12 protein-coding genes are annotated in these 12046 nt (G+C 73.1%); 8 read left to right on the top strand and 4 right to left on the bottom strand.

Annotated features, from left to right (window positions below):
- The 4 genes from FAF44_RS08045 to FAF44_RS08030 form a co-directional block, all read left to right on the top strand.
- The coding region (locus tag FAF44_RS08045; protein ID WP_237102406.1) for a hypothetical protein at positions 1-742 on the top strand (742 nt) is incomplete at its 5' end.
- 68 nt (positions 743-810) lie between these two features.
- On the top strand, positions 811-1788 hold the full coding sequence (locus FAF44_RS08040; protein WP_237102405.1) for a Ppx/GppA phosphatase family protein: 978 nt from the start codon (positions 811-813) through the stop codon (positions 1786-1788).
- A gap of 155 nt (positions 1789-1943) precedes the next feature.
- Complete coding sequence (locus FAF44_RS08035; protein ID WP_237102404.1) at positions 1944-3161, top strand: cytochrome P450; 1218 nt, start codon at positions 1944-1946, stop codon at positions 3159-3161.
- Between the two features lie 40 nt (positions 3162-3201).
- Positions 3202-4149 (top strand): WD40 repeat domain-containing protein, encoded by a 948-nt coding sequence (locus FAF44_RS08030; protein WP_237102403.1) that lies wholly within the window; start codon positions 3202-3204, stop codon positions 4147-4149.
- A 39-nt stretch (positions 4150-4188) separates the two neighbouring features.
- Here the strand turns inward: FAF44_RS08030 and FAF44_RS08025 are convergent, their stop codons facing one another.
- Positions 4189-4797: a TetR/AcrR family transcriptional regulator gene (locus FAF44_RS08025; RefSeq protein ID WP_237102402.1), complete on the bottom strand. Its 609-nt coding sequence runs from the start codon at positions 4795-4797 to the stop codon at positions 4189-4191.
- An 88-nt stretch (positions 4798-4885) separates the two neighbouring features.
- On the opposite strand from FAF44_RS08025, the gene FAF44_RS08020 reads away from it, so the two are divergent.
- The gene (locus FAF44_RS08020) at positions 4886-6139 is read left to right on the top strand and encodes a cytochrome P450 (protein ID WP_237102401.1); all 1254 of its coding nucleotides are present in this window, start codon (positions 4886-4888) and stop codon (positions 6137-6139) included.
- Positions 6140-6196: 57 nt separating this feature from the next.
- On the opposite strand, the gene FAF44_RS08015 is transcribed toward FAF44_RS08020, so the two are convergent.
- The 3 genes from FAF44_RS08015 to FAF44_RS08005 all read right to left on the bottom strand — a co-directional run bounded on the left by FAF44_RS08015 (position 6197) and on the right by FAF44_RS08005 (position 8455).
- Positions 6197-6916, bottom strand: coding sequence for an ABC transporter permease (locus tag FAF44_RS08015; RefSeq protein WP_237102400.1), 720 nt, complete (start codon positions 6914-6916; stop codon positions 6197-6199).
- Positions 6917-6955: 39 nt separating this feature from the next.
- On the bottom strand, positions 6956-7840 hold the full coding sequence (locus FAF44_RS08010) for an ABC transporter ATP-binding protein (protein ID WP_237102399.1): 885 nt from the start codon (positions 7838-7840) through the stop codon (positions 6956-6958).
- Positions 7841-7960: 120 nt separating this feature from the next.
- Positions 7961-8455, bottom strand: a complete 495-nt coding sequence (locus FAF44_RS08005) for a MarR family winged helix-turn-helix transcriptional regulator (protein ID WP_237102398.1) — start codon at positions 8453-8455, stop codon at positions 7961-7963.
- An 85-nt stretch (positions 8456-8540) separates the two neighbouring features.
- Here FAF44_RS08005 and FAF44_RS08000 point away from each other — a divergent pair, with 85 nt between their 5' ends.
- From FAF44_RS08000 to FAF44_RS07990, 3 genes are read left to right on the top strand one after another with little or no spacing between them, the layout of a single operon-like run.
- On the top strand, positions 8541-8711 hold the full coding sequence (locus tag FAF44_RS08000; protein WP_237102397.1) for a hypothetical protein: 171 nt from the start codon (positions 8541-8543) through the stop codon (positions 8709-8711).
- A complete protein-coding gene (locus tag FAF44_RS07995) occupies positions 8708-9463 on the top strand; it encodes an ABC transporter ATP-binding protein (protein WP_237102396.1) in 756 nt (251 codons plus the stop codon). The genes FAF44_RS08000 and FAF44_RS07995 overlap by 4 nt, the downstream gene beginning before the upstream one ends.
- Positions 9464-9468: 5 nt before the next feature.
- The gene (locus FAF44_RS07990) at positions 9469-12036 is read left to right on the top strand and encodes an FtsX-like permease family protein (protein WP_237102395.1); all 2568 of its coding nucleotides are present in this window, start codon (positions 9469-9471) and stop codon (positions 12034-12036) included.
- Positions 12037-12046: the final 10 nt, after the last annotated feature.

Here is a 12046-nt window from a genome sequence, read left to right as displayed (position 1 = left end):
GCCCCGCACTCCCCGCCCCGGCGGCGTCCGGGTGACGCCCGCCCTGCTCGGCGGGGCCATGGCGGTGCTCGTGCTGATGGTGTTCACGATCGCCTTCCTGCTGACGCGGGAGGAACCGGCGCCACCGGCCCGGCCCGTCGCCGCGCGGACGGACGCGCCTGCTCCCGATCCGACCGGCGCCACGCACGAGCCGAGCACGCTCCCGAGCGCGTCGCCCTCGACGAGCGAGCCCGTCCCGACCGGGGAGGCGAAGTTCTCCGCCGACGTGGACCCGTGCGGCCTCGTCACCGAGGAACTGCTGACCAAGCTCGTGATCTACCCGAAGAAGAGCCAGATCTACAAGGAGGAGTGCACCTGGGACACCATGCTCCCCTCCGGGTACCTGGCGCAGCTCCCCGAGAACATGTCCTTCAAGCTGACGATCTACGCGAAGGTGTTCTCCGGGGGGCCGGCGCAGGCGCACGAGCAGTTCCTCGCCCAGCGGTACCGGTCCTCGCTCATCCCCGGGGGCTTCACCAAGGCCGAGCCGGCCATCGGCGACGACTCCTACGTCACCAGCTACCTCCTGGAGGGCGGCAGCAGGGGACCCACCATGGCGTACGTCGGCGTCCGGGTGAGCAACGCGGTCGTCCAGGTGAAGTTCGAGCGCCGGGTCACCGAGGACCCCGAGGGCAGGCTGATCGCGGGCGCGCTGGAGGCGGCCCGCGCGGTCGCCGAGAAGCTCGGCAGCGGCACGGACTGACCACTCATGATCGGGGCGGCACGATCACGAAGGTTGATCGTGTCGCAGATACGGGTAGTCACCCATCTATGCGATTAGGCGTGCTCGACATCGGCTCGCACAACGCCCACCTGCGCATCGCCGACCTCACGGCCGGTTACCCACCGCAACCGGTGGCCACGCTGAAGCGCCCGCTGCGGCTGGGCGAGGCGACCGGCAGCGACGGGGTCGTCAAACAGCGCGCGATCGACCGGCTGACCGCGGCCGTGCGCGAGGCCGCCGACTTCGCGGCGCGGCACGGGGTGCACGAGCTGGTCCCGTACGCCACCGCCGCCGTGCGGGACGCCGTCAACCGCGACTCGATCCTGGCGGAGATCCAGGCCGCCACCGGCGTCCTCGTCGGCTACATGGACGCGGAGCGGGAGGCCCGGCTGACGTTCCTGGCCGCCCGGCACTGGTACGGCTGGTCCGTCGGTCCCGTCCTGCTGGCCGACATCGGCGGCGGGTCCATGGAGCTGGCCTACGGCGGCGGCGAGAACCCCGACCTGGCGCTGTCCCTCCCCCTGGGCGCGGGGCGGCTGACCCGCCACTGGCTGCCGAACCCGGACCGCGTCAAGCGCAAGCACCGCGAGCGGCTGCGCGAGCACGTGGAGTCCGTGCTCGCCAAGAGCGCCGGTGAGCTGTCGGCCCGGCATCTCGTCGATCAGGCCACCGCCGTCGCCACGTCCAGGACGTTCCACCAGCTCGCCCGCCTGTGCGGGGCGCCGAAGACCAAGGCGGGGCCGCACGTCGCGCGGGAGTTGCGGCTCGACGACCTGCCGGGGGCCATCGAGCTCCTGGCCACCAGGACCGCCGCCGAGCGCGCGCTGCTGCCCGGCGTCTCCGCCGCCCGCGCCCGGCAGATCCTCGCCGGGGCCATCGTCGCCGAGGCCACGCTCGCCGCCCTGCGCCTGACGCGGGTGCGGGTCTGCCCGTGGGCGTTGCGCGAGGGCGTGCTGCTGGACTGGTTGCGCGAGCGGCGCGGACCGGGGTGGCGGCTGCTGTCCGTTCAGGGCCGGAGTGCCTGACCGCCTTCCGCCGGTGCCGGGCCGTGGCGTTTCCGCGTGGCCGCACTCGTGCGGAGCCACGCCTTCGGGCGCCCTGCTCGTGCTCGCCGCGCGGGGGCGGCGGGTCAGCGCCTGGGTCGCTTGACTCAAATAAGTAAGGTGACTTAAATGCCCCCATGCTCGAATCCACCGCAGAAACGCCCGAATACCCCTTCCGCAACCCCACCGCGCTCGAACCGCCGCAGGAGTGGGCCGAACTGCGCCAGGGCTGCCCGGTGGCGCCGATCCGGCTGGCCAGCGGCGACACCGCGCTGCTGCTGACCCGCTACGACGACGTCAAGCAGGTGTTGTCCGACCCGCGTTTCACCCGTCAGCTCGACGCCGAGGGCGCCGCGCGCGTCACGGCCAACGAGTCGGGCGGCGTGTTCGGCAGCGGCGTCTCCGGCGCGAGCACCATGACGGGCGACGACCACCGGGCCTGGCGGCAGCTCGTGGGCAAGGCGTTCACCGCCAGGCGGGTGACGACGATGCGGCCCAGGCTGGAGGCGATGGCCGAGCACCTCGTCGAGCGCATGGTCGCCGCGGGCAGCCCCGCCGACCTCGTGGGCGCGGTGGGCTTCCCGCTGCCGGTGTGGGCGATCTGCGACCTGCTGGGGGTGCCGGAGTCCGACCGGGAGAAGTTCGCGTACTGGTCGGACACCATGCTCAGCATGACCAGGTTCACGCAGGAGGAGATCGACACCGCGCAGGCGGAGTTCGACGCCTACCTGATGGCCCACGTGGAGGCCAAGCGGGCCGAGCCGGGCGAGGACCTGCTGAGCGAGCTGGCCACGATGGTCGAGGGCCTGGACGGGCGGCTCACCGAGCAGTTGCTGACGATGACGGCCAAGGGACTGCTGGTGGCCGGGCACGAGACCACCGCGAACATGATCGGCAAGATGGTGTCGATGGTGCTGGCGGACCGGACGCGATGGGAGGCGCTGCTGGCCGACCGCGCGCTGATCCGTCCGGCGGTGGAGGAGGCCCTGCGCTTCGACGCCAACCCCGGCTTCGGCATGCCCCGCTACCTCAGCGAGGAGGTCGAGGTGGCCGGCCGGACGCTGCCCGCCGGCACCACCGTCGTGTGCAGCATGGCCGCGGCCAACCGTGACGAGCGGCAGTTCGAGCAGGCCGGGCTGATGCGGCTGGAACGCTCGCCGAACCCGCACGTGGCCTTCGGCGCGGGCCCGCACTCCTGCCTCGGGCAGGCCCTGGCCCGCACCGAGTTGCAGACCGTGCTCAAGGTCCTGCTCGACCGGCTGCCCACGCTGGAACTGGCCGTCCCCGCCGCCGGACTGCGGCGTCGCGAGGGTCTGATCGTCGGCGGGCTGGAGCGGGTCCCCGTCCGGTGGTGAGCCGGTTGTCGGCCTTCAGATGGTTCACTAGGGTCTGCGGATGATCCACAGCAGCCGGATACCGTCCGCGGACCCGATCTCCGACTTCGCCGTGGTGCGGGCGGACGGCCGGCCGCTGGTGCTCTGCCCCGACTCCGATGGCGGCGTGTGGACCTGGGATCCGGCCCGGGACGCATGGTCCCGGCACCCGCTCCTGCCGCCCTTCGCGGATCATCCGGACTGGCCTCCCGACGTCATGTGGGTGGCGGCGGGGCCGTCGGACGGGCGGGTCGTCGTCGCCGGAGGCGGCGAGAACCACGCCATGGCCGCCTGGGATCTGGCGACCGGCGCGGTGCTCAGAGGTGTGGACGAGGAGGACTACCCCATCTGGTCGGTGACGGCCGTGCGGCTCGACGGGCGGCTCTGCTTCGTGTCGGGCGACGCCGGCGGCGGGATCGCCCTGTGGGAGCCGGCCGGGGGCGAGCCGGTGGAGTTGGCCGACGAGCACCAGGAGGGCATCCTCGACCTCGCCACCGGGACCCTGGACGGTCGTCCGGTGCTCGTGGCGGGCGGCTACGACGGCCGGGTCAGCCTCTGGGACCTGCGCTCCAGGGAGCGGCTCGCCTCGTTCGACGACGCCGACGGGCCGGTCAGGGGGGTCGCGGTGACCGAGGTCGAGGGCCGTCCGGTCGTGGTGACCGGTGGCCGGAGCGGCCGGCTGCACCTGTGGTCGCCGCAGGACGGGGGCGCGTCACTCGTCCGGAGCCTCGACTGCCACCAGGACACCGTCTCCGCGCTGGACGCCGCCACGATCGACGGCCGCGCCGTCGCGGTCACCGGTGCCGCGGACGCGACCGTCCGCGTCTGGGATCTCGCGAGCGGACGGCAGGTCGGCGCGCCCATCACCGGTGACACCGAGCGCGTGGTGCTGACGCGGCTGGACGGCCGGCCGGTCGCTTTCACCGCGGACCGGGACGGGATCGTGCACGGCTGGGACCTGGCGGACTGACGGCGCGGCCGTCCGGCACTCCGGCAGCCTGACGGGGCGTCACGGCGCGGGCAGCCCCAGCAGCGGCAGCCACACCTCGTCCACGATCTCGTCGATCGACTCGTGCGGCACCGCGCGCATCGTCGTCAGCATGTCGTGCCGCAGCAGGTCGAGCGGCAGGTTCAGGACGCGGGACGAGCGCGGCGCGGCGGGCAGCTCACCACGCTCGACCGCGCGCGCGACGATCATCTCGAAGGCGGACGGCTGACCCGGCGGCAGGAGGGCGTCGCGCAGTTCGCCGAGGCTGGTGCCGGTGTCGTGGAAGTAGCCCGCGAGCTGCACGCTCATCAGCGTGATCATGCCCGCGCGGTCGGCGTCGGCGTTGCGCAGGAAGGCGATCGCGTCGCCGCGCAGGCTGCCGGTGTCGGGCATCGCGATCGGCTGCCAGAACCGGGCGAGCGTGGCCATCAGCAGGCCGTCGCGCTGGGGCCAGCGCCGGTAGAGCACCGGACGGCTGGTATCGGCGCGGGCGGCGATCGCCTCGTAGGTGAAGCCGTGGTATCCGTGCTCGACCAGGACGTCCCAGGCGGCGTCGAGCAGGGCGTCCTCCAGCGCGGAGCCGCGCCGGCGGGAGCCGCCGTCCGCCGCGCGGCGCTGCTTACGAGTCACTTGCGTATCTTATCGCGACGACCTACGGTGTCCACCATTAGATGCACCCGCGTACCCTAACGCCCCCTCCAAGAATCAGGACGTGCCCATGGCCGACAACACCGTGACCGAGAAATCCCCGAACGTGAGCACCACGGGGATGCGCCGGATCCTGCCGGCGGACCTGGTCGAGCGGGGCCGCCGCCCGTTCGATCCGCCGCCCGGCCTGCGGGGCGAGGGCGCGGTCCGGCCGCTGGAACTGCTCAACGGCGCGCGGGCGTGGCTGGTGACGGGGTTCGACGAGGCCCGTACGGTGCTGTCGGACCCGCGCTTCAGCGCCGACAAACTACGCCACCAGGACGCCACGTCACCGAGGCCGCCCGGCCCGGCCGCCCCGGCGACGGCGGAGCGCGAGGACGGCATCTTCATCTTCATGGACCCGCCGGAGCACACCCGGCTGCGCCGCTCGCTGACGGGCCAGTTCACAGTGCGGCGCATGCGCGAGCTGGAGTCGCGGGTGACGGAGATCGCCATCGAGCACATCGAGGCGATGAAGGCGGCCGGCACGCGGGCCGACCTGGTGCCGGCGTTCGCGTTGCCGCTGCCGTCGCTGGTCATCTGCGAACTGCTGGGCGTGGACTACGCCGACCGCGCCGAGTTCCAGGAGCGCACGTCGGTCGGGCTGAACGCGACCTCCACCCCGCAGGAGCAGGCCGAGGCGCGCGCCGGGCTGTACGCGTTCATGCGACGGCTGGTGGCGGCCAAGCGCGCGAACCCGGCCGGCGACCTGCTGTCCGGGCTCATCCACGACGCCGACCCGCCCCTGACGGACGCGCAACTCGTCGACATCGCGCTCGTCCTGCTCAACGCGGGCCACGAGACCACCGCGAACATGCTGGGCCTGAGCATGTTCGCGCTGCTGGAGCACCCCGGGCAGCTCGCGGCGCTGCGCGCCGACCCCGGCCTGATCGACAACGCGGTGGAGGAACTGCTGCGGTACCTGTCGATCATCCAGCTCGGGGTCAGCCGGGTCGCCAAGGAGCCGGTGACGCTGGGCGGCGTGGACCTCCCGGCCGGCTCGACCGTCGTGATCGCCACGCCCGAGGTCAACCGGGACCCACGCCACTGGAGCGATCCCGACACGCTCGACCTGCACCGCCCGCGCGCCGCGCACCTGGCCTTCGGGCACGGGGTGCACCAGTGCCTGGGCCAGCAACTGGCCCGGATCGAGCTGCGCATCGGGCTGGGCGAGCTGGTCTCCCGCCTGCCGGACCTGCGCCTGGCGGTGCCGGCCGGGCAGGTGCCGCTGCGCGACGAGATGCTGGTGTTCGGCGTGCGCTCGCTGCCGGTCGCCTGGTCCTGAACCACCGCCCGCCGCCCGCCGCCGGGAGCCGGACCGGCACGACCGACCGGGGCGCGGTCATCGGCGCGGCTCCCAGCGGAAGATCCGCGCGGCCAGCGCGACGGCGACGACCACCCAGCCCAGCGTGGGCGCCAGGAGGACCAGGGAGCTCGCGACCGGCACGCCGCCGTTCCACGCGTTGAGGACCAGTTCGGTGGCGGCGCCGCCGGGCAGCAGCCGCTTGGGCAGGGCGAGTTCCTCGGTGCCGGTGATCCCCACCCAGGTGACCACGGCGATGGTGCCGAGGCTGATGGGCAGCGTGGTCACCTGGGCGTGCTCCGGGGAGTTGGTCAGCCCCGCCGTGGCCAGCCCCAGACCGAGCATCATGATCACCATCGAGAGCGCGGCCACCACCACGAGCAGGACGTTCTCCGGAGCGCCGGCGACCACGCCCAGCACGGTCATGATCACGCCCACCTGGACGAGCGAGAGGGCGGTGACGGGCAGCAGCAGCCCGCACAGGATGCCGCCGTCGCCCAGCGCGGTGGAGCGCAGCCGCTTGAGGAAGAGATTCTGCCGGCGCGCGGCCAGGGTGGTGACCGTGGTGGCGTAGAGGCCGAACGCGCCGATGGTGAACATCACCACCGCCGCGACGTACCCGAGGCTGCCCAGGGTGGCGAAGACCTCGTGCTGGCGGATGAAGAACGCGCTGACCACCACGGGCATGACGCAGCTCGTGACCAGCACCAGCCGGTTCCTGAAGAGCTGGACCAGCTCGCTGAGAGCGATCGCGAACATGACGAAGACAGGTCCTTTCTGGGAAGGTCGGGAAGTGCGCTAGTCCTTGGCGATGACGCGGAAGACGTCGTCGAGCCGGGTCGGCCCGGCTTCGAGGTCCCGTAGCTCCACCGCGTGCTCGCGCGCCCAGCCGAGCAGCGTGTGCAGGTCCTGCTGCAGGTTGAAGGTCTGGACGAGGAGCCGCCCGTCGCTCTCCCGGGTGGCCCGCGACGGGAGCGCCGGCGCCCGGTCCGGCAGGGTGAAGCGGATGGCGGCGGGCAGCGCCCGCGTCAGCTCGGAGACGGTGCCCTCCCGGTGGAAGGCGCCCTTGTGCATGAGCCCGACGCGGTCGGCGCGCTGCTGGGCCTCCTCCAGGTAGTGCGTGGTCAGGACGATGGTGGACCCGTCCTCCCGCAGCCGGTCCACGGCGTCCCACAGATCGTCCCTGGACTGGACGTCCAGGCCGGTGGTGGGCTCGTCCAGGAAGATCAGTTCGGGTGTCCCGTAGACGGCGGTGGCGAAGTCGAGGCGGCGTTTCTCGCCGCCGGAGAGCTGGGACACCCTGGTGCCGGATTTGCGGGTGAGGTCCACGACGCCGAGCACGCGCTCGACGCTGTCGGCGCGCCGGGTGAGCCGCCCGATCAGCCGGACGGACTCCCGCACCGTCAGGTCCGGCGAGAAGCCGCTCTCCTGCAGCATGATGCCCATCCTGGGGCGGACGGCGCGACGGTCGCGCGGGCTCTGCCCGAACACCCGCACCGTGCCCGAGCTGGGCGGCCGGTGCCCCTCGACGGTCTCCAGGGTGGAGGTCTTGCCCGCGCCGTTCGTGCCGAGCAGGGCGTAGAGCTCGCCGCGCCGCACCTGGAAGGACAGGTCGCGCACGGCGTGGAAGTCGCCGTAGGTGACGTTCAGACGTTCGACGTCGATGACGGTTCCGGAGGTCATACCCTCGATCTCAGCCGTCGCCGCGCGCTGCCGCCAGTGGGACCGCGTCACCACCTCACCGTGACGTTCCCGCAGGTCAAGACATGACGTGGCGTCACTGGCAGGGGCCTGGAGGGCAGGTCAGCGTGGGTCGAGGGCACCGGCCCGGGGCGGGGCGGTGCGCTCGGCCAGGCCGCGCAGCAACTCGACGAGGTGCTGCCGGTCGGGCTCGGCGAGCCAACCGAAGAGGTGGTCACCCACCTGCTCGGTGGCCTCCCGAGCCTGCGCCAGGGTCTGCTCGCCACGGCTCGTCAGGACGATCGAGTACGCGCGCCGGTCCTGCGGCGCCCGCTCGCGGGAGACCAGCCCGCCTTCCTCGAGTTCGTCGATGAGCCGGACCATGGTGGACTTGTCGATGCCCATGTGGCCGATGAGGTCGCTCTGGCTGACCGGGCCGTAGACGGGCAGCGCGAGCAGCAGGGCGAGCCCGCGGACGTTGAGGCCGAGCGGGCGCAGCGCCTGGTTCAGCCGTACCCGGCTCTGATTGTGGACTTCGGCCAGCAACATTCCGAGCCCCACGTGGTCGGCGGCGGGGCCGCCGTCGCCTGACAGGAGCCGATTGAGCAGGTCGTGCATGCGCCCAGTCTAGTACCACCTGGTACAGTCTCACGTGAGATTATCTCAGTGGGCGCCCAATAATGTCATCGACCAGGAGACACCTATGCCCGAGCTGACCCGCCGGCGCACGCACAAGGTGACCGGCATGGCGGCGGCAGTCGTCGCGCCCGTGCCGCCGCCCGTGCGCGAGGCCGCCTCGTACCACCGGACCGCGGTTCACCACGACGCCACGCCTCCGTACCTACGCCCCCGCCGTCCGGGAGGGCGGCCATGACCAGGGAATCGCCAGAAGGGCGAGCCGCCGGCCAGGTCATGGTCGCGGCAGATGTGATCAAGACCTACGGCTCCGGCGACGGCGCGGTGAGCGCGCTGCGCGGGGTGTCGGCCACCTTCGTCCGCGGCCAGTTCACCGCGATCATGGGCCCGTCGGGGTCGGGGAAGTCGACCTTCCTGCACTGCCTGGCCGGCCTGGACACCGTGACGTCCGGCACCATCACCGTCGGCGACGTCGACACCACCACCCTGTCACGCACCCGGCTCACCGAGTTGCGCCGCGACCGGATGGGCTTCGTCTTCCAGTCGTTCAACCTCCTGCCGATGCTGACCGCCGAGGAGAACATCCTGCTCACCGGGCGGCTGGCCGGCCGCGCCGCCGAGCAGGAGTGGTTCGACACGATCGTGGACGCCCTGGGGCTGCGCGCACGGCTGAAGCACCGTCCCTCGGAGATGTCCGGCGGCCAGCAGCAGCGGGTGGCCGTGGCACGGGCGCTGCTGACCCGGCCCGAGGTGCTGTTCGCCGACGAGCCCACCGGGAACCTGGACTCCCGCTCCGGCACCGAGGTGCTGGACTTCCTGCGTTCGGCCGTCGACTCCTACCAGCAGACGGTGGTCATGGTGACGCACGACCCGGTCGCCGCCGCGTACTCCGACCGGGTGCTGTTCCTGGCCGACGGATCGATCGTGGACGAACTGGCCGAGCCCACCATCGACGCCGTGCACACCCGCATGCGCAAGATCGAGGGCTGAGGCCGATGGGGAACCCTTTGTGGCTCATCGCGCGCCGGTCGTTCGCCGAAGGCTGGGTGCGGCTGACCGCCACGCTGCTGGCGGCACTGGGCTCGATCGCGCTCATCGCCGGCTCGCTGCAGTTCGCGATGCGGGCGCAGGAGGCGGTGTCCGGCAGCGGCGCCAGCGAGTACCACCTCGCCGACGTGCTGGTGCAGGGCGGGACGGTCGACCCCGACGACCCGTACGCGCCGCCCGACGGCCGGATCCCGCTCGACCGCGTCGCCTCCCTGCCCGGGGTGGCCGCCTCCGCCGGGGACGCCACGCTGAGGGTGACCGCCTCCCGGGCCGACGGGCAGGCGATCATGGCGGCGGCCGAGGGCCGCACGCTGCTGCGTCCCTGGGTGGCCGACCCGCAGCTCAACCCCTACCGGCTGGAGGCCGGCCGGGCCCCCGCCGCCGACGGCGAGGTGGCGATCGTCCGGCACATGTCGCGCGCCGGCGGGCTGGGCGTCGGCGACACCATGACGCTGACGCTGCCCCACCAGACCCGACAGGTGCGGATCGCCGGGATCGTCAACGTCCAGGACCGCAGCGCCGTGGCCGTCGGCGACCTGGTGCTCGCCCCGCCCGAGACCGTGCAGCGCGCCGCGACGTTGCCGGCGGGCACCTGGCAGAGCGTCTGGCTGAAGGCCGCTCCGGGCGTGTCCGCCGACCAGCTCCGCGGGCAGCTCGCCGGCGCGCTGGGCGACGGCGTCACGGTGCGCACCGCCGAGTCCGTACGGCAGGCGCAGTCCGCCGCCACCTCCGGCGAGGGTGCCTCGATCGCCGGAGTCGTCGGCATGCTCGCCTCCGTGGCGATCTTCGTCGGGTTGTTCGTGGTGGCCAACACCTTCGGCACCCTCGTCCGGCAGCGCACCCGGCGGCTCGCGCTGCTCGGCGCGATCGGCGCCACACCACGGCAGATCAGCCGGCTCATCCGGCTGGAGGCGCTGGTGCTGGGCGCGATCGCCTCGGTGGCCGGCGTCGCCGTGGGCTTCCCCGTCGCCGAGGTGATCATCCAGCTCTTCGCGCGGGACGGCTTCGACGTCTCCGCCTCCGACCCCCAGTTCGGCTGGATCGCGCTGACCCTCCCCGCCGTCGCCGGGATCCTGGTCACCCAGGCCGCCGCCTGGCGGGCGGCCTACCGCGCCGCGGGCGTCTCGCCCGTCCAGGCGCTGCGCAGTTCCGTCGCCGAACCCCGCGAACGCCGCTGGCCACGGCTGCTGGGAGCGACCGCGATCTTCGTCGGCGCGTGCTTCTGGTTCGCGGTCGGGGTGGCGGTCCGGGTCAACGACCCGCCCGGCCCCGACCGCACCAACGCCATCGCGCTGATGGTCCTGTTCGGGACGCTGCTGGCGGTGATCGGGCTGGCCGTGCTCACCCCGTTCTTCGTCGGGCCGCTGGGCGGGCTGGTGGGCCGCGCCGGACGGCTGATCAGCGGGGAGACCGGCCGGCTGGCACACGCCACCATCACCCGCAGCCCGCGCCGGGTCTCCTCGGCCGCCTCGTCCCTGATGCTCGGGGTCGCGCTGGTCGCCTCCGTGGTGCTGGTCACGATGTCGGTGAACGACCGCTTCCAGGAGGCGGGACGGCAGGTGATGGCGGCCGAACACGCGATCGCCTCGACCGCCAGGACCGCCGAGGGCGCGCCCGCGCCGATGTCCCGGGAGGTCGCCGCGAAGGTGACGAGCGTGCCGGGCGTGTCCCGGGCGACCACCCTGACGCAGACCGAGGTCAAACTGGTCTCTCCCCGGGCGTTCCGCCTCCGGGTCAGCGGCGCCGAGCAGGCCGGGCTGCGGGACGTCCTGAAGCTGGGCGGCCGGCTGCCCGAGCTGGGCCCCGGGCAGATCGCGGTGTCGTCGGCCGTGATGAAGGCGCAGGGGCTCCGGCGCGGCCAGGAGATCACCGCGCGGGGCTCGCAGGGACGGGTCACCCTCACCGTGGCGGGCGCCTACCACGACCCGACCCACCTGTTCGCCGATGAGGCGCTGGTGGCCGCGGCGACGATGGACCAGCTCGACACGAACGCCGCCACCCTGGCGGTGCTCGTGCGCGGCGGCTCGCCGCAGGCGCTGGCGGGCGCCGTGGCCGAGGTGCCCGGCGTGCGCGTCCTCGACCGTGCCGCCTACGTGGACGCGGCGTCGCAGTCGCTCACCCGCGCCCTGCGCGCCACGTACTGGTTCGTCGGCATGGCGCTGCTGCTGGCGCTGTTCGGGATGGCGACCACGGTGTCGATGAGCGTCGGCGAACGCACCAAGGAGTTCGGGCTGCTGGGCGCCGTGGGCACGACCATGCGGCAGATCCGCGCGATCGTCCGGTGGGAGGCGGCCACCGTGGTCGTCCTCGGCACGATCCTCGGCCTCCTGATCGCGATGGGCGCGCTGGGGATGCTGCACCTGACGAGCGGCAGCTCCTTCCTGCGCCCGGACCCGCCCGGATGGCTGTTCCTGGCCCTCGCGGCCGGCGCGGCGGTGGCCACCCTGGCGACCTCGGCGCTGCCCGCCCGGTGGGCCGCGAAAGTGCCCGTCCTGGAGGCGTCCAAGGCGGAGTGAGCCACCGCGG

This window comes from Nonomuraea sp. MG754425, from assembly GCF_021699195.1.
In the GTDB taxonomy this organism is placed as follows: Bacteria; Actinomycetota; Actinomycetes; order Streptosporangiales; family Streptosporangiaceae; genus Nonomuraea.
This window is presented reverse-complemented; position numbering and strand designations above follow the sequence as displayed.

Bases quoted from the DNA above. Each gene is read 5' to 3' on its own strand.
- FAF44_RS08040 (WP_237102405.1), top strand. From the start codon at position 811: ATGCGATTAGGCGTGCTCGACATCGGCTCGCACAACGCCCACCTGCGC.
- FAF44_RS08035 (WP_237102404.1), top strand. From the start codon at position 1,944: ATGCTCGAATCCACCGCAGAAACGCCCGAATACCCCTTCCGCAACCCC.
- FAF44_RS08030 (WP_237102403.1), top strand. From the start codon at position 3,202: ATGATCCACAGCAGCCGGATACCGTCCGCGGACCCGATCTCCGACTTC.
- FAF44_RS08020 (WP_237102401.1), top strand. From the start codon at position 4,886: ATGGCCGACAACACCGTGACCGAGAAATCCCCGAACGTGAGCACCACG.
- FAF44_RS08015 (WP_237102400.1), bottom strand. From the start codon at position 6,916: ATGTTCGCGATCGCTCTCAGCGAGCTGGTCCAGCTCTTCAGGAACCGG.
- FAF44_RS08010 (WP_237102399.1), bottom strand. From the start codon at position 7,840: ATGACCTCCGGAACCGTCATCGACGTCGAACGTCTGAACGTCACCTAC.
- FAF44_RS08005 (WP_237102398.1), bottom strand. From the start codon at position 8,455: ATGCACGACCTGCTCAATCGGCTCCTGTCAGGCGACGGCGGCCCCGCC.
- FAF44_RS08000 (WP_237102397.1), top strand. From the start codon at position 8,541: ATGCCCGAGCTGACCCGCCGGCGCACGCACAAGGTGACCGGCATGGCG.
- FAF44_RS07995 (WP_237102396.1), top strand. From the start codon at position 8,708: ATGACCAGGGAATCGCCAGAAGGGCGAGCCGCCGGCCAGGTCATGGTC.
- FAF44_RS07990 (WP_237102395.1), top strand. From the start codon at position 9,469: ATGGGGAACCCTTTGTGGCTCATCGCGCGCCGGTCGTTCGCCGAAGGC.